This window comes from Streptomyces sp. NPDC002403 (genome assembly GCF_053593015.1).
Map to the genome: position 1 here is coordinate 1 of NZ_JBSFBQ010000048.1, position 17777 is coordinate 17777.

General features: G+C 69.1%; 18 protein-coding genes and 1 pseudogene. 9 read left to right on the top strand and 10 right to left on the bottom strand.

Annotated elements, in window-relative coordinates:
* The coding region (locus ACWCPY_RS34135) for an ATP-binding protein (RefSeq protein WP_451271589.1) at positions 1–1175 on the bottom strand (1175 nt) is incomplete at its 3' end.
* Between the two features lie 607 nt (positions 1176–1782).
* Complete coding sequence (locus tag ACWCPY_RS34140; RefSeq protein ID WP_451271591.1) at positions 1783–2052, bottom strand: nuclear transport factor 2 family protein; 270 nt, start codon at positions 2050–2052, stop codon at positions 1783–1785.
* A gap of 243 nt (positions 2053–2295) precedes the next feature.
* On the opposite strand from ACWCPY_RS34140, the gene ACWCPY_RS34145 reads away from it, so the two are divergent.
* Entirely contained in the window at positions 2296–3015 is a 720-nt protein-coding gene (locus tag ACWCPY_RS34145) for a hypothetical protein (RefSeq protein WP_451271593.1), read from the top strand.
* A gap of 597 nt (positions 3016–3612) precedes the next feature.
* On the opposite strand, the gene ACWCPY_RS34150 is transcribed toward ACWCPY_RS34145, so the two are convergent.
* Positions 3613–4385, bottom strand: a protein-coding gene (locus ACWCPY_RS34150) for a transposase (protein WP_451271595.1) whose coding sequence is annotated in 2 segments (ribosomal slippage) — positions 3613–4370 and positions 4370–4385 — 774 coding nt in all. Because the reading frame shifts where the segments join, the coding sequence is not laid out codon by codon here.
* A 158-nt stretch (positions 4386–4543) separates the two neighbouring features.
* Here ACWCPY_RS34150 and ACWCPY_RS34155 point away from each other — a divergent pair.
* Complete coding sequence (locus ACWCPY_RS34155; protein WP_451271597.1) at positions 4544–5305, top strand: maleylpyruvate isomerase family mycothiol-dependent enzyme; 762 nt, start codon at positions 4544–4546, stop codon at positions 5303–5305.
* Positions 5306–5309: 4 nt separating this feature from the next.
* Here ACWCPY_RS34155 and ACWCPY_RS34160 read toward each other — a convergent pair whose 3' ends face one another.
* Together ACWCPY_RS34160 and ACWCPY_RS34165 are read right to left on the bottom strand one after the other, a co-directional pair.
* Positions 5310–5435, bottom strand: coding sequence for a hypothetical protein (locus tag ACWCPY_RS34160; RefSeq protein ID WP_451271599.1), 126 nt, complete (start codon positions 5433–5435; stop codon positions 5310–5312).
* Between the two features lie 236 nt (positions 5436–5671).
* Positions 5672–6565, bottom strand: a complete 894-nt coding sequence (locus tag ACWCPY_RS34165) for an NADP-dependent oxidoreductase (protein WP_451271601.1) — start codon at positions 6563–6565, stop codon at positions 5672–5674.
* A 70-nt stretch (positions 6566–6635) separates the two neighbouring features.
* Between ACWCPY_RS34165 and ACWCPY_RS34170 the strand changes: the two genes are divergently transcribed.
* Both ACWCPY_RS34170 and ACWCPY_RS34175 read left to right on the top strand, forming a co-directional pair.
* Positions 6636–7235, top strand: coding sequence for a TetR/AcrR family transcriptional regulator (locus ACWCPY_RS34170; protein ID WP_451271603.1), 600 nt, complete (start codon positions 6636–6638; stop codon positions 7233–7235).
* Between the two features lie 578 nt (positions 7236–7813).
* Positions 7814–8443: a class I SAM-dependent methyltransferase gene (locus ACWCPY_RS34175; RefSeq protein ID WP_451271605.1), complete on the top strand. Its 630-nt coding sequence runs from the start codon at positions 7814–7816 to the stop codon at positions 8441–8443.
* Between the two features lie 120 nt (positions 8444–8563).
* Here the strand turns inward: ACWCPY_RS34175 and ACWCPY_RS34180 are convergent, their stop codons facing one another.
* The gene (locus ACWCPY_RS34180) at positions 8564–9088 is read right to left on the bottom strand and encodes an FAD-dependent oxidoreductase (RefSeq protein WP_451271607.1); all 525 of its coding nucleotides are present in this window, start codon (positions 9086–9088) and stop codon (positions 8564–8566) included.
* Between the two features lie 176 nt (positions 9089–9264).
* Between ACWCPY_RS34180 and ACWCPY_RS34185 the strand changes: the two are divergent.
* Positions 9265–9414 (top strand): annotated as a pseudogene (locus ACWCPY_RS34185) (IS5/IS1182 family transposase); the annotation flags it as partial.
* Positions 9415–9821: 407 nt separating this feature from the next.
* Positions 9822–10463 (top strand): nucleotidyltransferase domain-containing protein, encoded by a 642-nt coding sequence (locus ACWCPY_RS34190; protein WP_451271609.1) that lies wholly within the window; start codon positions 9822–9824, stop codon positions 10461–10463.
* Positions 10464–10471: 8 nt separating this feature from the next.
* Here the strand turns inward: ACWCPY_RS34190 and ACWCPY_RS34195 are convergent, their stop codons facing one another.
* The 4 genes from ACWCPY_RS34195 to ACWCPY_RS34210 all read right to left on the bottom strand — a co-directional run bounded on the left by ACWCPY_RS34195 (position 10472) and on the right by ACWCPY_RS34210 (position 13376).
* Positions 10472–10726 carry a hypothetical protein gene (locus ACWCPY_RS34195; protein ID WP_451271611.1) on the bottom strand — a complete coding sequence of 85 codons (255 nt, stop codon included), beginning with the start codon at positions 10724–10726 and terminating at the stop codon, positions 10472–10474.
* 81 nt (positions 10727–10807) lie between these two features.
* On the bottom strand, positions 10808–11608 hold the full coding sequence (locus tag ACWCPY_RS34200) for a DUF6585 family protein (protein ID WP_451271613.1): 801 nt from the start codon (positions 11606–11608) through the stop codon (positions 10808–10810).
* 593 nt (positions 11609–12201) lie between these two features.
* Positions 12202–12711 (bottom strand): DUF4232 domain-containing protein, encoded by a 510-nt coding sequence (locus ACWCPY_RS34205; protein ID WP_451271615.1) that lies wholly within the window; start codon positions 12709–12711, stop codon positions 12202–12204.
* A 98-nt stretch (positions 12712–12809) separates the two neighbouring features.
* Positions 12810–13376 (bottom strand): hypothetical protein, encoded by a 567-nt coding sequence (locus ACWCPY_RS34210; protein ID WP_451271617.1) that lies wholly within the window; start codon positions 13374–13376, stop codon positions 12810–12812.
* A gap of 223 nt (positions 13377–13599) precedes the next feature.
* On the opposite strand from ACWCPY_RS34210, the gene ACWCPY_RS34215 reads away from it, so the two are divergent.
* The 3 genes from ACWCPY_RS34215 to ACWCPY_RS34225 are packed head-to-tail and all read left to right on the top strand — an operon-like array spanning position 13600 to position 17668.
* Positions 13600–15585, top strand: a complete 1986-nt coding sequence (locus ACWCPY_RS34215; protein WP_451271619.1) for a protein-arginine deiminase family protein — start codon at positions 13600–13602, stop codon at positions 15583–15585.
* Positions 15586–15641: 56 nt separating this feature from the next.
* Entirely contained in the window at positions 15642–16994 is a 1353-nt protein-coding gene (locus ACWCPY_RS34220) for a sensor histidine kinase (RefSeq protein WP_451271621.1), read from the top strand.
* Positions 16991–17668, top strand: coding sequence for a response regulator (locus tag ACWCPY_RS34225; protein WP_451271623.1), 678 nt, complete (start codon positions 16991–16993; stop codon positions 17666–17668). The genes ACWCPY_RS34220 and ACWCPY_RS34225 overlap by 4 nt, the downstream gene beginning before the upstream one ends.
* Positions 17669–17777 lie beyond the last annotated feature (109 nt).

Sequence of the window (17777 nt, forward strand, 5' to 3'; positions counted from 1 at the left end):
AAGGTCTTCGCCTCCGTGTTGCCCAGCTTGGTCTTCGTCTGACCCTCGAACTGCGGCTCACCCAGCTTCACCGAGATGATCGCCGTCAGACCCTCACGGATGTCCTCACCCGCGAGGTTGTCGTCCTTCTCGCGCAGGAACCTCCTCTCCCGCGCGTACCGGTTGACCAGACCCGTCATCGCCGCGCGGAAGCCCTCTTCATGGGTACCGCCCTCGTGCGTGTGGATCGTGTTCGCGAAGGAGTACACGCTGTCGGAGAACTGGGTGTTCCACTGCATCGCGACTTCTACCGACAGCAGGCGCGCGGTGTCCTCCGCCTCCAGCGAGATGATCGACGGGTGGACGGGTTCGCCCTTGCGCGCGTTCAGATACTTCACGAAGTCGACGATGCCGCCCTCGTAAAAGTACTTCACCGTCCGCGCCACCGGCTCGGACACGTCCGCGTCCGGGTCGTCGGCGCCCACCGTGGCCTTCGCGGATTCACGCTCGTCGGTCAGCGTCAGGGTCAGGCCCTTGTTGAGAAAGGCCATCTCCTGGAAGCGGCGCGACAGCGTCTCGAAGGAGTACTCGGTGGTCTCGAAGATGTCGCCGTCGGCCCAGAACGTCAGCGAGGTGCCGGTCTCGGAGGTCTCCTCGTGCTGCTCGAGCGCGGCGGTCGGCACGCCCTTCTCGTACCCCTGGATCCAGCGGTGCCCGCCGTAGCGCACCTCCGCCTCCACCCGCGTCGACAGGGCGTTGACCACCGACATGCCCACGCCGTGCAAACCGCCGGAGACGGCGTAGCCGCCGCCGCCGAACTTGCCTCCCGCGTGCAGCACCGTCAGTACGACCTCCAGGGCCGGCTTGCCCTCGGACGGCACGATGTCCACCGGGATGCCACGCCCGTTGTCGACGACCTCGATCCCGCCGTCGGCCAGGATCGTCACGTCGATCCGGTCCGCGTACCCCGCGAGGGCCTCGTCGACCGAGTTGTCGACGATCTCGTAGACCAGGTGATGCAGACCGCGCTCGCCGGTCGAACCGATGTACATGCCAGGCCGCTTGCGGACTGCCTCCAGGCCCTCCAGGACCTGGATCTGGCTGCCGGTGTAGGACGTGTCCCCCACATTGCCCGTGGTGGGCGCGGGTGCGGTGGCGTCGGCCGAGGGGTCGGAGGGAATGCCGGGATCGGTCACAGGGGCGCTCTCTTTTCTGGCACGACGAACCGCACCCCCACCCGGTGGGGCGGGAGCGGCATGAGTCGGACGGAGGTCGGTGCAGGGCCCCGCCGACCGGCCAGGCCCTGTTCCGCAAGGTTCACCATAGAACCGAGAACTAGGTTTAGCACACCCCGCACGAGCATTGCGAGTAGGACTACAAGCCCCTCACGTGCCATCGTGAAGGCCGAAAAACCATAGAGACGATCCCCCCTGCACGTGACGCACGGGAGCCCCTTAAATCGCCATACAGAGATTCTCCCGTCTGGTGTCGCGGTCCGCTGAAAAAGGGACCCGGGCGCGGCCTGGAATTGCTCCGTAGAGCTCCTCGAAGCCGCGCACAGAGGCATGCGACGTCCACCTCAAGGTCATCTACCCGCTGTCCCGGGTGGAGGCGCCCACAGCGCATTGCCGCCGATTCGTGGGCGGCGGCGTGAAGGGCCTCGGGGCACTTCGCGGTGGCGGTAGAGGAAGGTGTGGTCGAGACCGGCGGGGATCGCCACGACATCACGGTCGGCGACTGCCTGGAGCTGGCGGAATTCCTGAGCGCCCTCGGCAGCCGCTCGACCGATACGAGCCCGTACTACTACCCAGTTGCACCGACGCCTGCGGGCACACATGCACGTGACGATGTTGGTGACGTGATGCGCAACGGGATTGGCGGGTCCCAGGGCCAGAGCGCTTCCCGGACGGCTGCAACTCCGACGAGACAGCCTTGGCCGAAGTCGGTCAGGTCATGGACGACATCCGCAGTGAACAGCTCTTCCAACCGCTCAAGGCTTCCATCGTCGACAAGGTGGCCGTGCAACGAGACCGATTCGGAGATCGCCAGGCGGTCTTCGGGAGCGAGCGCCACACACGTGTCCCCTCCGACCCGACAGCCCGAGCCGTACCGTTGGTCAACATCAGGGTGGCACCACTCCAACTACGCACGGCTGGAGACACACATATGCAGAAGCGCAGCGCAGGGCTTGCTGGGCCCGCACGCGTCCCACACCCAGCGCCAGCCCCCGGGCAAGGATGTCCAGAACGCAGGTTCCGTCCTCTCCCAGGCAGAAACATGGAAGACAACTGCCGCTGACTCCGAGACCATCAGCCAATGACCACAGAACCGCATCTGCTGTCCCTCCGCATCGTCGTGCCACCGCTGGGAAGTCGACACGGCAGCGTGGAATGCCGACCGCTCATCAACGGACGAGACGTCCTGGCCGAAGTGTTCGATGAGGGTCCGGCAGATGACCTTCGCTATCTCCTGGGGCCGGATACGCCGCTTCACGCGACAGACACCCCCCGTGAGGTTCGGCTTGCCACGGCCGAGTGCACAGAGGGATGCTGCGGCGCTGTCTACGTGACCATCAGGCGCGAAGGGCAACACGTGATCTGGAGCGGCTGGCGCAATCCGGACCAGGAGGACGTCGATCTCCCAGAGTTTCGATTCGACGTCGATCAGTACGAAGCGGAGGTCCGCCGGGCCTCGACGGACCACAGCTGGGAATGGCCGGCCCGAACAGTCGCCAGGCTTCTGGAGGAAAGGCTCCGGGAGGACGTCGGTCGGCTGGCGGCTTGGGAATGCGAGCTGGGAGCCGTCTCGGCTTGGCACTGGGAGCCTGACCAGATCAATGTCTTCCTGTTCCATCCCGGCCGTTCCGCGATCAGGGAAGACCGTCCCTGGCTTCAGTTCAGAATGGTCCTTCCGATCTCCGCAGACGAACCGGCCGATCAAGCAGTGCTCCTGGAGGCGCGTCTCACGGCCGAGGACCCCCGCGAGGTCGCCGAGATCTGCGGCGGCTCGCAGGGGTCCGCTGATCAGCTCGGCTAACCCTGGCCGGGCCCCCGGCGGCGTGCATGAAGCACGGTTGAGGCGAGGAATACGACACACCAGGAGTAACGTGCCGGCCCGCGACAGACTTTGGGCCAGTTGGTCTGCGGATTTCGGCAAGCGGGTGGTTCAGCAGGCCGTGGTGCGGACGTGCACCGGCTCGGTGCCCGGGTTGTGCCGGATGGGTCGTTTGGCGGCGCGGTCGGAGACCAGGGCAGCGATGGCGAGGTGGGGTTCGCCGTAGGTTTCTCTGCGGCCTGGGTACCGAGGACCCCACCTCGTAGTGCACGCCCGACGCGTCATGGGTGAACCAGATCCGCAGATGGACCAGTGTCACCAGGAGCCGGTAGGTGAAGGCCGGTTCGTACTTCGGCCCGGCCCACACCTCCCACCGGCGTTCGCCTTCCCGTCGCCCGTGACGTCCTGACTCTCAGCGCGCCACCCGGCGCGGGGAGAGTTCCGCGGCCAACTCGCCCAGATACCGGCGCGACAGCCTGCAGAAGGCACGGTGGGACATGACCGCGCGGGCCTGTTTGATCTCCACGCACCAGGCAACTCACGCGGCCGACTCCACGCCCCCGCCCCTACCGACCGAGGTCACTCGCAGGTCGGCTCGTCAGGGTCGGAGGCATGCCGGCACCCCTTGCCGGCAGTGCCTTCGACTCGCTCCGCCTCGACGCCGTGCCCGACCAGGAGTCGCTGCGCAGGGCCTACGATTTCCCCAGCGAAGCAGCCGTGCGCAAGCAGATGACCGAACTCACCGAGCACACCCGGCGGTTGAAACGCCTCGTGGATGTCGTCGCGGATCTCCCAGCGGATTCGTAGCCGTCGGAAGCCGTGGATCCACGCGTTCGCCCGCTCGACTACCCAGCGGACCGAGCCCAGGCCGGAGCCGTGCGGAACTCCACTTCGGGCGACGACCGGCTTGATGCCGCGCTTCCACAGGAGCCGACGGTACTTGTCGAAGTCGTAGCCTCGGTCGGCGAACAACTGCCGCGGCCCGTGACGGGGGCGACCGGTCACTCCGCGGATCCGCGGGATCGCGTCGAACAGGGGCAGCAGCTGGGTGATGTCGTGGCGGTTGCCACCGGTCAGGGTGATGGCGAGCGGGGTGCCGCCTGCGTCGGTGATGACGTGGTGCTTCGAGCCGGGCCTGGCACGGTCGACCGGGCTCGGCCCGGTTCTGGGCCGCCCTGACATGCCTGGTGGCTCCTGCGGCAGCCACTCCCACTGGATCCCGGTGTGCAGCACGAACAGAATGCCCTGCAGGCAGCCACGGTTGTCCAGTGGCAGCCGGCCGGGATGGCGCGGACGCCGCTGCCTGACCGGCAGCAACGGCTCGATCCGCCCCCACGGTCATCCTGCACCATCCACGGAGGACCGTTCCCCTTCCCATGACTCGTTCAACGAGCCAGCCAGGAAGGGGATATGGCTACGACCAGGCCTTCCATCAGGTGCTCAAACTCCCGCAGCTGACGGCCTGGAAAATAGGGTGCAGTCGGCTGAGCCGGGGTGATAAGCAAGCGATGTGACAGAGAGTCCTGAGTACTCCGCCCTGCTGCAACTGATCGACGAGCGGTCGGCCGCGTTCCGGAGTGCGGTTGCCGCCGCGCCCAGCCTTGACGCGCCGGTGCCATCCTGCCCCGAGTGGACGTCGTTCGATCTGGTGCAGCACCTGGGTACGGGCCAACGCTGGTGGGCCGCGATCGTCGCCGCGGGCCCGGCCGAGGCTCCGCCGGCCAAGGGCGCCGCGGAGGTGCCGCGCGAGCTCGAGGCGCTGCTGGCCTGGTACACCGAGTCGAACGAGCTGCTGCTGAGTGCGCTGCGCGAGGCCGGCCCGGAGCGCGAGTGCTGGGCGTGGTGGGGCGCCGGCGTGTCGCCGGCGAATGCCTGGGGCGTTGCCCGGCGCCGGGTGCACGAGCTGCTGGTGCACACCTACGACGCCCAGCTCGCCGCAGGCGCCGTGCAGCCGATGCCGACGGACGTCGCGATCGACGGCGTGGCCGAGTTTCTCGACACCTGCAACTCCACCCCGGCGGCCTGGCCGCACGAGGCCGCCACCGTCCACTACCACGCCACCGAGGGCCGCTCCTGGCTCCTCGCGCTGGACGGCACCGGCGCCTGGCCCGCACCCCTCACGGACGACACCGCGCCCGCCTCCGCTTCGGCCACGGGAACGGCCGAGCAGCTGCTCCTCTTCGTCTGGGGCCGCCTCACGCTGAGCGACCTGAAGATCGAGGGCGACCAGCAGGTGTTCGAGCAGCTGATCGCCTGGGAGCCCGAGGAGTAGCCAGTCAGTCCCGCCAGCGGACGGCCTCGATGACGTCCGCGTCGGTGAACATCGCGAACAGCTCCGCCTCCGCGCGGCGGACGGCCAGTACAGCCTCGTACGGCTCGGGCCCGAACGCCCTCCACAGCACTGCCGACTCAGCCAGGAAGGGGATACGGCTACGACCAGGCTTTCTGTCAGGTGCTCTAAACCATCACGGCTCGGCCGTAGCGCGGCACCTGGAGATACGAGTTCACAAGTCGCACCCCTGACGCAGCACCCATGCCCCGCGGCTCCGCACCGGCCCGCGCCGCGCGATGTGGGCTGCCCCGTCCCCAGGTCGGCATCGTCCTCAACTTCTGCTTGGGAACGACGCGCAGCCGGTTCTCAGACGACCAGGACCCGGCGCCCGCGCGTGTGACCGGCCTGGCTGTCGATGTGTGCCTCCACGGCCTCGGCGAGCGGGTACGACTTCTCGACCGGGATGCGGAGCTTTCCCCGCGAGATGAGGCCGACGGCCTCGGCGAGCGCTTCCGGCACGCTTCCGGCCACGCCGGAGAATCGGACACCGAACTCCGGCGCGGCGAGGTCGGCGATGGAGATCACCTTCTGCGGATCCCCGGTCAGCTCGACGAGCTCGCGGATCACGCCCGAGCCGGCCAGATCGAGAGCCGCGTCGACATGGCCGAGCCGCCGCACCCGCTCGACCCAGCCTTCGCCGTACGTCGTGGCGAGGGCACCCAGGCCGCGCAGGTAGTCCTGGTTCGCGGCTCCGGCCGTGCCGATCGTCCTGATGCCGCGGTCGCGGGCGATCTGCAGCACCGCCGATCCGACTCCTCCGGATGCACCGTTGACCAGCAGCGTCTGCCCGGCCTGCACACCGACCTCGCGGATGATCCGCAGCGCGGTCTCCACCACGGAGGGGTACCCGGCGGCCTCTTCGAAGGTCAGCCTCTCGGGCATGCGGGCCCAGGCCGACAGCACGGCGAACTCGGCATAGGTGCTCGATCCTTCGCCGAACACGTGGTCGCCGACCTCGACCCCTTCGACGCCCTGGCCGACCTCGTCCACCACCCCGGAGGCGTCCAGCCCGACTCCGGAGGGCAACTCGAGCGGATGGGCCTTCAGGATCTGCCCTTCGCGGATCCTCCAGTCGACGGGGTTCACGCCCGCCGCCCGCACGGCGATGCGTACCTGGCCGGGGCCCGCGTGGGGCTCCTCGGCGTCGACGAGTCGCAGGACGTCCGGACCGCCGAACTCGGCGAAGCTCACTCTTTTCATGCCGTCGACCGTAACCCTAACGGCTAGCGTTTAACAACGGTTACATCTTTGTATCTGATAGCGTGAGGATATGACCGTGCCATCGGGGCGACGCGAACGCAAGAAGGCCGCGACCCGCCAGAAGATCACCGACACCGCCCTGCGACTCTTCCTGGAACGCGGGTACGACACGGTGGGCATCCGCGATGTGGCCGCCGAGGCAGACGTCGCCGTCACCACGGTCTTCTCCCACTTCGCCTCGAAAGAGGCCCTGGTGTTCGAGCGGGATCAAGACTTCGAGCAACGCCTCACGCAGGCGGTCACCAACCGGGCACCGCACGAGCCGCTCATTCCCGCGCTGCGCCGGGAGATCCAGGCCCTGGTGCGACATTGCACGGCGGACAGCGCCGCCCCGGTCCGGCGCATGATCGACGAATCCCCCGCCCTGCGCGAGTACGAGGAGTCGATGGGACTGCGCCATGCAGAGTCGCTGGCGACGGCCATCGCCGCCGATCCCGACCTGTCACAGACCACAACGGCCTGCCGGACGATCGCGAGGTTCGTGATCGACGCCTACTCCCTGGCCCGTGACGCGGCCGATCCACAGACCGCGGTGGACGAGATCTTCCAGATGATCGAGGCCGCCTGGGCCGTCACCCGCCCCTCCGGAAATCCCACCGGCACGGCCTGACCCCGGTCAGGACTCGGCTCCGCCCGGCGCCGTCCCGCCGAACCCCAACGGCAGAGCGAAAGCGTCTGGGGCCGGTACGCCACCGACGATCACCATCCGGCCGGGCACCGGGACGAACCGACGACAGGCGAATGGGAGAGCCCACCGGTATCACGCCCGCACTCGCCGTTCAACGACTCGTACGCGAGCCGGCCGCCGCAGTACTTCGCATCTCACACAAGTACCGAAACCTCCACCGTTTCCCACCGAACCCGTCCCCGGAACGGTGGCCGTCACCCTTGCGGTGGGCGGGGAAGACCGGAACGAAGTCCGGCACCGAGGTCGGTGGTGCCGCGTTGGTTCCGACGGCCGGCCTCGGCGCTCGCAGCGATGCTTCGTACGCCTCACGGTAACGTAAGTACCCGATCAGAAAAGGGACTTGGCAGCAACTCGTACATCGGCGCAGCCGTTGGCACTGGGAGCGATCATGGTGTCCAGGGCCTGACCCTGATCACGTGACGGGACAGGCAGTCTCCAGGGTGGGAGTCTGCACGGGGCCGGCGAACGGCTCCGAACCGGCAGGTGTTAGCTTCCTTCCCGTGGTGGAGCACCAGGACGAGACCAGGGCGGCCTACAACGAGGTCGTCGAGTTGTATGCGTCGTTGTTCGCCGATCGGCTGGAGACGCAGCCGTTCGCGCGGGCCATGCTCGGCACCTTCGCCGAGCTGGTGCGCGGGACGGAGAACCTGCGGGCAGCCGACGTCGGGTGTGGGCCCGGACATCTGACAGCCATGCTCCACGACCTGGGGCTGGACGCCTTCGGGCTCGACCTCTCCCCCGGCATGGTCGACCACGCCCGGCGGGCCCATCCGGCGCTGCAGTTCGACGAGGCCCGGATGGAGGCCCTGCCGGTCGAGGACGGGGCGCTCGGCGGCGTGCTGGCCCACTACTCGATGATCCACACCCCTCCTGGCGAACTACCCGCGCTGCTCGCCGAACAGGTGCGTGTCCTGGCACCGGGAGGCCTGCTCCTGGTCTCGTTCTTCGCGACCGCCGGATCCGAGCCGGTTCGGTTCGACCACAAGGTGACGCCCGCCTACAGCTGGCCGGTGGACCGGTTCGCCGAGCTGCTGGCCGGGGCCGGGCTCGTCACATTCGCCCAGCTGATCCACGATCCGGCCTCCGAGCGGGGCTTCCTCGACGCCCACTTGCTTGCCCGCCTCCCCTAGGGCCTGTCTGGAGTCGTGATCGCTTGGCCTGTTCTTGCCCGTCGGCGGTACGCACGAAAGCGGCTTGAGCTGACCTTGTGCGAGCACTGTGAAGCGGGAGTTCCCACTTCGTGGTGATCCTTACCCGGATACGACAATGCTCGCGCACAGCGATGTCGGCGGAATTGCCGTGTTCGACAACTGCCCGAAGCAATGGGAGTAGTCGACTTGGTCGGTGATGACGCCGGCCCAGAAGAGGGTGTCGTGGACCTGCTCGTGGATCTCCCGGATGCCCGTCACACGCTCCGAGTCCGTGAAGGCGGCACGGGCGAATGGGTCTTTGGTCCATCCGTGCTCCATGACCTTGAGCGGTTTGAGGCTGCGCTTGCCCGCGACGCCCCGGAGCACCTCGAGGGCTTCTGCGTGGCGTTGGCGAGCGGGCATGGCCAGCAGACGCTCAGCCTCCGCCTCTTCGGCTCCCGCGGAGACGATCCGCCCCGAGCGGCGCGGTGCTCCCATGGCCTCACTCCTCAGCCACCACGGCACGCCCGCCTCGACGACGTGGTCGGCGTCCTGCGGGAACACCGGCCGGGCGAACTCCATGAGGCCCTTCGAGATCGCGAAGTGCGGCACAGCCTTGAAGGCGTCCGCCTCCTTCGGCAGCACCGGGGAGTTCGACGGCGCAGGCGTTCAGCACAGCCACCGGCGGCGCCACCACCGCGGCACGGGGCGGTAGGTGACGCGGCGCCCCTGCCGTTCGGCTTGGACGACCACTGCGCCTGGAAAGTGTTCTGATCACAAAGGCGGTCAGGGACTCGGGCGCTGCCACGGTCCAAGGGCTCGCGCACCGGAAAGTCCCTGCCCGCGTCGAGCACGCCTTCGCCCGGACGTAGACCTGGAAGATCCTCCGCGACTGCCGCCTCAAGGGCGACGGCGTCCACCACGTCATGCTCAGCATCGCCCGCCTGCACAACCTCTCCCTCGCCTGGTGACGAAGGCACAAGCAAGTCAGCGAACACGTCATAGATCATTTACGGGACAACGCTCAGGCGCGGTTGGCCCGGGAGGGGTGGGCCCTGTCGGCGGCCACCGTGTCCGTGCGGGCGCGCGGACGCCCGACCGGCCCGCGCACCGCCCCGGTCTGCCGGGTATCGGCTGCCCCTTTTCCTCGGCAAGCGCAGTCCAGCGGGCCGGGACAAGCCAACCGATCAAGACTCCAGGCAGGGCCTGGAGCGGCATCTTACCGGTGAGCTCTCGTATTCAACTGTCGTCAGTTGCCGGTGGAGTCCAGCCCGCTGGTGACCTTGTGTGATCGTCAGCGGCGTACGGCTCCGGGCCCCGCCGGTCTCCTCCAACGAACGCGGCAGAGGGCCTTCGAGTCCGCTGATAGATTCCTACGGTGAGCGAGCAACTGCCCCGCGGCGGCATCGAGCTGTCACCCGACGAGATCGAAGCCCTCCATGCCAGGTGGGCATCCTGCTGGACCCCGAGTGAGGTCGCGCAGCGGTTGGCCGGGGTCAGCACACCCTGGTACGTGGCCGCGGGCTGGGCGCTGGACCTGTTCCGCGGCAGGCAGACGCGCGCTCATGGAGACATCGAGATCGCGATTCCGGCCGCGAGCTTTCCCGAGATCCGCTACCGCTTCCCCGAGTGCGTCTTCGATGCGGCAGGCAGCGGACGGATCTGGGAGGACGCCACACCGGAGGTGCTGGCCGCCGTACACCAGACTTGGCTCCGCGATCCGGTCAGCGGAAACTACCTGCTCGACGTGTTCCGCGAACCACACGACGGTGACACCTGGATCTGCCGACGCGATGAGAGGATCCGGCTTCCCTACAGCGACATCATCCTCCACACCCAGGACGGCATCCCGTATCTGGCACCCGAACTGGTCCTGCTGTTCAAGGCCAAGCATCTCCGTCGAAAGGATCAATCAGACTTCGACGCGACCGTCCCGCACATGACCCTGGCTCAGCGCGAAACCCTGACCGAGCTACTCGCCCGCGTGCACCCGGGGCATCCCTGGCTTGCGGACCTGTAGCCGACCCTCTACCGGTGGGCTCTCGTATCAACTGCCGCCGGTTCCCCGAGGAATCCAGCCCGCAGTGGGGGCTGGACCTGAATCCTCTCGCGCGGGTCGACCTTCTCGGCGGTAGCGGATCCGGAGCCGCCTGAACCGGTGGAGCGGACGCGAGCCGGCCGGCCCGGAGTGATGCGGAGTTCGTCGCGGGCGAAGTCGACGAGGCGGCAGGTGCAGCCACCGTCGGCCCGGGCGAGGCTGGTCTTGCGGTAGTGGGCAGCCAATTGGAGCAGCATGGCGTTGGGGCCGCCGCCTGTTCGGTTCGTTGATCCAGACCTGCTGCCGAAGCACCGGCCTTCGCCGGATCAGGCCGGATCGTCTGGTCGCGGCCGCCTCCCGGCCGCTTCCTGGCGCATCCTTGCGGCGAGGGCCAGGAAGACCGACAGATTCTCGACCATCTCTACGGGGAGCCTGGCCCACGGCTTTCCGTCGCCGTGCCGATGGATCTCCAGCCGGCCTTGTTTCACCGTGACCCGGTCGACCTCGCGCCAGCCGAGCCGGTGGTCGAGGTACCCGACTCCGGCGGGATCGAGGTGGGCCCCGAAGAAGTCGACTCGTTCGCCCGCCTTCAGCCGGTCCCTGTCCTGCGGCAGCCGTACGCGCGTGAATGTCTTGTCCAGTTCGTCGATGAACCGTGCGACCCCCTTGTACGCGTCGGTCAACGTGATCTCGGCACCCTCACGGGGACGCACCCAGAGTTCGTGTGTGGTGACGCTGGTGATCCCGTTCGTCACTTTGGTGCTGCTCCGCCGAATGCCGTCGATCTCGTCCCATGAGTACGCCTCCGGCAGGTGCCCGGCAACCTCCCGGACGATGCCGTGCTGGTAGTGACCTACCCAGACCTGCGCCTGCCGTCTTGTGAGCGCGAGGAAGAGGAAATACCCGGCTGCAGCGACTATGGCGGCCCCCAGGATGAGCAGCGGCAGCCCGTAGTACCAGGCGCCGTGGCTCCGCTGACCCTCCACTGCGGCCGAAATCCCCAGCCAGAGCACCGGCAGTCCGACCAGTGCCGGCAGCAGCACCACGATCCACGGAAAGCGCTTGGGCTCGGTCCATACCAGCCCCTGGCGCGAACCAAGTTCGAACTCCCGCGCGACTCTGCGCATGGAGGGCGGAACAGGAGTGGAACCACGATCCGACACAAGCCCCCCCAAGGCCAGACAGTTGGGGGCCATTGTCGGGGAGAGGAGCCCGTACGGGAAGAGCGCCCCGGCCCGGCGCATCGGCTACGCGGATGGTTCCGCGCCCTCGGACCGGGACGGTCCCCCGCTCTCCTCGCCCCCCACTTCCCGGCTCTCATCCTCACCCCGGACTGGTCCAAGGTCCCGTACCAACGGTCTCCTCGGGCCGCGAGTGCTCGGGACGAGTCGTGGGCCCGACGCACCGTTCGGTGCCGGTGGGGAAGCGGTCGAGGAAGCGTCGTCTCCCTCTCCGGCCCACCGTGCCGGATTCGACGTGCTCCGGCACGGTGGCGTCGCTGTCCTGGGCCCGGCTCCTCGTGCTCCTGGGCCAGGGTGTCCTGTCGAGCAGCGACTGAGCAGGGCCGGGGACGGGAGGCGGAGCATCAGGCCACCGCGTCGGCCCCGATCCTGTTGAGGCGGTCCTGACGGGTTCCGCGGCCGGGCCCGCGTGGGCGGTAGCAGGAACACCGCCGCCGACCCGGCGCCGCCTCAGGACACGCCGAGGGTGCCGGAGTGTGTCAGGCTCCGCGCTCGACCGGACCGATGAGGGTACCGGCGGCCACGTTCAGCCTGCCGTCGGCGAAGGACGTGCCGGGGATCTCGCCGTCCGGGGCCCGCAGTGTGAACGATGCTTCCTGCGCGGCGGTGCCGCGGCCGCTGTTGGGAACCTGGATGTCGAAGTGGATCGGGTGTCCCGGACCGAAGGTCACTACGGTTGTCTGGTCGCCGTAGCGGCCGGGGATGATGCCGACGTCCGAACCATGGTTCGAGAACCGCACGTCGGTGGGCGATCCGGCCAGCTCGCACGGCTCGTACCCGCGCGGCGCCGTCAGCGTCACGCGGTAGTGGCTGTGCCCGCTGCTGGCGGGCCCCTCGGTGATCTTCGCGAGGTGGTTGGCCGGTCGGCAGGCCGAAGGGGCGGAACCGTCGGCCGTCGCGGGCGAAGCCTGTGCGGTAACCGCACCGACGCCCCCCGTCATCAGCGCGGTAGTGGCTACGGCGACGGCGAACTTTCGGGTCATGCGCATCCTGAACACTCCTTGCCTTGCTCAATGGTTCTGCGGGTGTTCTCCACCGGAACCATGGTCAATGCCATTGATGCCCCCGAACAGCCGCGGGGAATGTCTCAGGACTGCCACGGCGTGCGGCCAGGAAGCCAGGACCACGATGTACGGGAGGAAGCCGTCGGCGACGGCAGGTACGGGAGCGGTCCGCCTCCGTCCAGAACGGCTGCCTGGTGCTGTGGACGCAGAGGTTCGGGAATCGTGATGAATCCGACGCCGGGGAGGACCGGATGGCCGGGGCCGTCGTCCAGCGCCACGAACACCCCGAACCGCTCGATGGCCGCAATTGTGCCGGAAAGGATCTCGCCGCGGTGGCGTGATCGCAGGAACGTCCACAGTTCCGGGCTCTCGGCGGCGGTCAGTGACAGCCGGGCGTGGCCCTCGTCCAGCTCAACGGCGATCACCTCGGCGGTGATCCGCTGGCCGACCTCAACGGCCGCCGAGCGATTCCACTCCCAGGAGACGTCCGAAGGCCAGATGGTCCCCAGCGGGCTCGCGGAGAAACCGTCCAGGGTGACCGTCACTCCCTGAGACCGCGTGACCTCTGTGACGGTCCCGGTGCAGAGGTCGCCGATGCGGATCCCTGCCAGGAACTCCCGAGAATCCTGACCGTCCGACGCTTCCCCCATGCCGTCCAGCCTCTCATGGAGAGCGGTACGCCGGCTCGGCCATGGTGTTGTCAGGCTGCGGCCCCAAGCAGGCGCCCGCCCCGGCGGATGTCTTTCTCGCTGCGGACCCGCGCACGTCCCGGTCGGCCGATCCGCCGAAAGGATGAGACGGCCGTCGTCTCCCGCGCCGGAACCGGCCATCGGGTGGATGCCCCGTCGAAGGTCCGTGGCCGAGGGTGGAGCCATGGACGACGAAACACTGTTGGCTCCCTCGGCCACCGAATCCGGCGCTGTCGGGCGCCCGCGCCACCGGCGCTGCCGCCTTGTGCCCATGAGCGCGGGTGCGCTGGGAACCGCTCTCCTCACGGTCGTGACCGGGACGTTCCCGGCACAACCGGCGCACGCCGCGCCTCCCGGACCGGTGATCCGAGCGGACACGAACCGGGACGGCCTGATCGCTCCGGACGACGACGCCGGCAAGGACACCTGGACCAGCCGCCGCGGTGCGCTGATGCTGCCCAACGTGGACGACGACCAGCGGCGTTGCCCCACTGCCGGCCCCGGAGGGGCGCGGTTGCCCGACGAACGCCTGGCGGACTGCAACGATGCCGCGGACACCGTGGTCAACGGCCCTGCCGACCTCGCGGACCTCGCGCCGGTGCACATCACCGCCGCCCCGCGCGTCATGGCCGGCACCACCGCCACCGTCGCTGCCGACCCGGCCTCCCGGAAGCGTGTCCGGATCTTCGCCGAGCGCCGTGGCCGTATGGTTCCGCTGGAGCCCGACGACCGGCTGACCACCGGCGAACTGCGCCACGGCGTCCGACTGGGTGTGGAGGCCGAGGACTTCGTACGCGACCCTCAGAAGTGGGCGGGATTCACCGACATCGTTCTCAAGGTGGAACGCGGTGGTGCCATGGCCGAGGACCGGGTACGACTACGGGTCGCGCCCATCGTATTCCAGCACGACCTGATGCCTATACAGCACATGATGACGGCCGATCACAACATCTCGCCGGCCGAGGTGGAGCGCGGCAAGCACTACGATCCCGCCGCGCAGCCACGGCCCGTGCGACCGGGGGAAGCCGCGTTCCGCCGCGATCTGCGACGCGGCCTCGACCGGGCCGGGCTGCCCGCCCCGCTGTACAACTACCCCACCGGCGGCGATGTCTGGATGCAGGACCTGTTCAAGGCCGCCTACGCGTCCATTCCCGCGCCGGGCGGCCGTGAACACCGCGTCACCGTCATCGTGCGGTCCGCGGACGTGATGCCCGGCACGGCCACAGGCGCTTTCCCGCTCAGGGATGCCTCGCGGAGCGTGTTCCCGCTGCTCCGCGGTCCCGGCACGGGAGTGCTTCAGCAGTACGATCCCCAGCGCGTCGGCAGCGACGACAGCCTGTACTACGGCTCGTTCAGCTCCACCGGGAACTTCGGCACCGTCCCGCCGTACACCTGGCGGGGCCACCGCTACCCGGTGGGCCGGGTCATCTACGGTGGCACGGGAGGCAAGGAATCCCCGGACGCCTCCTTCACCCGGATGCTCGCCGCGCAGGGCTACCAGCGGCCGATATCGGTGGACACCAGCTGGCTGGGGGTCGGTCACATCGACGAGTTCCTGTCCTTCGTCCCGGCCAGGAACGACCGGGGCTGGGTGGCCGTTGTCGCCGACCCCGGCCTGGGACGGAAACTGCTGGAAGATCTCGTGAAGCGCGGCCGGGGCGAGGAACCGCTGGTCCGCGGAATCGCTCCGCAGGACACCGAGGACCCCGGTCTCACGGTCGCCGACGCGTTGCGCAAGCCCTCACTGACCCGGGGCACGGAGATCGCCCGAAAGGGCATCGAATCCGCTCTGCGTACCCTTCGCGAGCAAGCGGGGCTGGCGGAACGCCATGTCGTGCGTGTTCCGGCTCTGTTCAACCGGCTCGACGTGCCCGCCGGGTATCCGCGCCGGGACGTTGTTGCCAACTACCTGCCCGGCGCGGCCAACGGCGTGAGCACCGGCACCGGGGTCTACCTGGCACCACGCCAGCACGCTCAGGAGACCGCCGGCCGGGATGTCTTCGAGCGGGCGGCCGAGAAAGCCCTGAGCGGCACGGGCACCCGGATCCACTGGGTGGAGGACTGGGCCTACTCGCACCACCTCGGCACCGTCGGCGGGGAAGTGCACTGCGCGACCAATGCGCTGCGAAGCCCGTCCGGGACCCGGCCGTGGTGGACCGAGCGGGACTGATCCCGGTCCCGGGGCGCCGTCCGGGCGAACCACCCCGCCTCTTAGGGTGGTTGCTCATGAGCGATCGACACCTGCCCGTCCTGCGCGTCCTCGGCGGCCTTCTGTTCCTGGGGCTGGCCACCGCCGCGTGGGCGACGGCGTCCACCGCGGGTGTCGCGATCGTCGCCGTGGGTCTGGTGACGGCCGGTACGGCGGTGGCGACGGCGGCCCGCCTGCCGCTGCCTCATGCGGCCGGGCGGCCGTGGCTTGCCGCCGCTGCCTCCTTGGTGTTGACGGCCTGCTTCCAGGGGCCGGTTGTCAATGCCACGGGCTGGTGGTGGGCCGTGGAGACGTGCGCGCTGCTCGCTCTTCTGGTGCCGACGGTGCGCCGGATGAACGGGCGGGCCGGGGCGATCGCATGCGCCATGGCGCATGGCGCGGCGGTAGCGGTGCTGCCGCTGCGGATCGGCCTGCATCTGACGCCGCCCGCGGCAGCGGCGGAGATCGGCGTGCTGTGTCTGTTCTCGTCCTTGCTGGCGGCGGGCGCCGCGGCGCTGGGCGGGTACTTGCGCGGCCAGGACTCCCGGAGGCGCCGGGCGCTCGCGGACCAGCGACGTGAGCAGCTTCTCGAAGTGGCCCGTGATCTGCACGACTTCGCCTCGCACGATGTCATGGGCGTGGTGGTCCTTGTCCAGGCCGCTCGGCTCCTGGCATGCGAGGACCCCGAGCGGGCGGTGGAGTTGCTGCCGCGGATGGAGGAGGCGGGTATGCAGGCGCTGGCCGCGATGGACCGCACGGTCCGGACGCTCAACGGGCAGGAGGACCGGGACGGTGAAGCGGATGCTGCCGGTTCGGGCGACGCCCGCGGCGAGCCGTCCGGACGGCCGCCCCGCGCGGAGTGCACCGCCCGTACCCTCGACCGTCAGCGCGACCTGAGTGAACTGCCCGCCCTGACATCACGGTTCACCCGCACCGGCACCGTTCCGGCCCGGCTCGATGTGCCCGCCGGTGTGCTGGAAGGCTTACCCCCGCACGTCAGTGCGACCGGATACCGCATCGTGGTGGAATCCCTCACCAACGTGCGCCGCCACGCCCCCGCTGCCGTCACCGTCTGCATCGCCGCCCGGCGGGTGCCGTACGGCAGTGGGACGGCCCTTCACCTCACTGTCGCCGATACGGCTGAGGCCGGGGCCCGGGCCGCCGAGCGGACCTCCCCGCTCCCGGAGCGCTCGCGGGGCGGCCTCGGACTGGCGGGCCTCACCGACCGTGTCGAGGCCCTCGGCGGCACGCTGGCTGCGGGGCCGCACGGGACCGCGGGCTGGCAGGTCGCGGCCACGCTGCCGCTGCCCGACAGCGCGGCACCGACCAGCGGCCGGCACGGGCGTACGGCCGCCGCCCGGCACACGGCACCCGAGGAGACCGTCGCATGAGCGGCACCGGCACCATCCGCATTCTGCTGGCGGACGATCAGGAGACCATCCGCGCCGGTTTCCGCCTCGTCCTGGACGCCCAACCCGACATGGCCGTGATCGGCGAGGCGGCAGACGGTGTCACCGCGCTGTCCGCCGCCCTGAGGCTCCGCCCCGACGTGCTCCTCGCGGACATCCGGATGCCGGGTCTCGACGGTCTGGAGCTGACTCGCCGACTCGCCGGACCCGGCGCGGACCCGCCCCTCCGGGTCGTGGTGGTCACCACCTTCGACCTCGACACGTACGTGCACACCGCGCTGCGCGCCGGAGCCTCGGGTTTCCTGCTGAAACGCTCCGGACCGACGCTGCTGGTCGAAGCGGTACGCGCGGCGATGTCCGGCGACGCCCTCATCAGCCCCCAGATCACCGCGCGCATGCTGCACCGGCTGGCCCCACCGGTGCTCGGGGAGGGGAAGCCGTCCCCCGAGCCGCTGACGCCGCGCGAGGAGGAGGTCGCGGCGCTGGTGGCCGGGGGGCTTTCCAACACGGACATCGGCGAGGAGCTGTTCATCTCGCTCGCCACCGTCAAGTCCCATGTAGCCAGCCTTCAGCGCAAGCTGGACGTCCGTAACCGCGTCGGCATCGCCGCCTGGGCCTGGCAGTCCGGTCTGGCACCCACCGATCAGGTCCGCTAGGACGTTCTCCTGTGTGGTGATCGCTCGTTGGGCCGTTCATGGGGCGGGCTACGTGGATCTGCATTGTTCCGGATGGAGTGTGGGAGTCAGGAGCACGAGGACAGGTGCC

What these genes read in the sequence shown, in the direction of transcription:
- ACWCPY_RS34145 (WP_451271593.1), top strand. Translation starts at nt 2,296, where the DNA reads ATGACCACAGAACCGCATCTGCTGTCCCTCCGCATCGTCGTGCCACCG.
- ACWCPY_RS34165 (WP_451271601.1), bottom strand. Translation starts at nt 6,565, where the DNA reads ATGAAAAGAGTGAGCTTCGCCGAGTTCGGCGGTCCGGACGTCCTGCGA.
- ACWCPY_RS34170 (WP_451271603.1), top strand. Translation starts at nt 6,636, where the DNA reads ATGACCGTGCCATCGGGGCGACGCGAACGCAAGAAGGCCGCGACCCGC.
- ACWCPY_RS34200 (WP_451271613.1), bottom strand. Translation starts at nt 11,608, where the DNA reads ATGCGCAGAGTCGCGCGGGAGTTCGAACTTGGTTCGCGCCAGGGGCTG.
- ACWCPY_RS34205 (WP_451271615.1), bottom strand. Translation starts at nt 12,711, where the DNA reads ATGCGCATGACCCGAAAGTTCGCCGTCGCCGTAGCCACTACCGCGCTG.
- ACWCPY_RS34210 (WP_451271617.1), bottom strand. Translation starts at nt 13,376, where the DNA reads ATGGGGGAAGCGTCGGACGGTCAGGATTCTCGGGAGTTCCTGGCAGGG.
- ACWCPY_RS34215 (WP_451271619.1), top strand. Translation starts at nt 13,600, where the DNA reads ATGGACGACGAAACACTGTTGGCTCCCTCGGCCACCGAATCCGGCGCT.
- ACWCPY_RS34220 (WP_451271621.1), top strand. Translation starts at nt 15,642, where the DNA reads ATGAGCGATCGACACCTGCCCGTCCTGCGCGTCCTCGGCGGCCTTCTG.
- ACWCPY_RS34225 (WP_451271623.1), top strand. Translation starts at nt 16,991, where the DNA reads ATGAGCGGCACCGGCACCATCCGCATTCTGCTGGCGGACGATCAGGAG.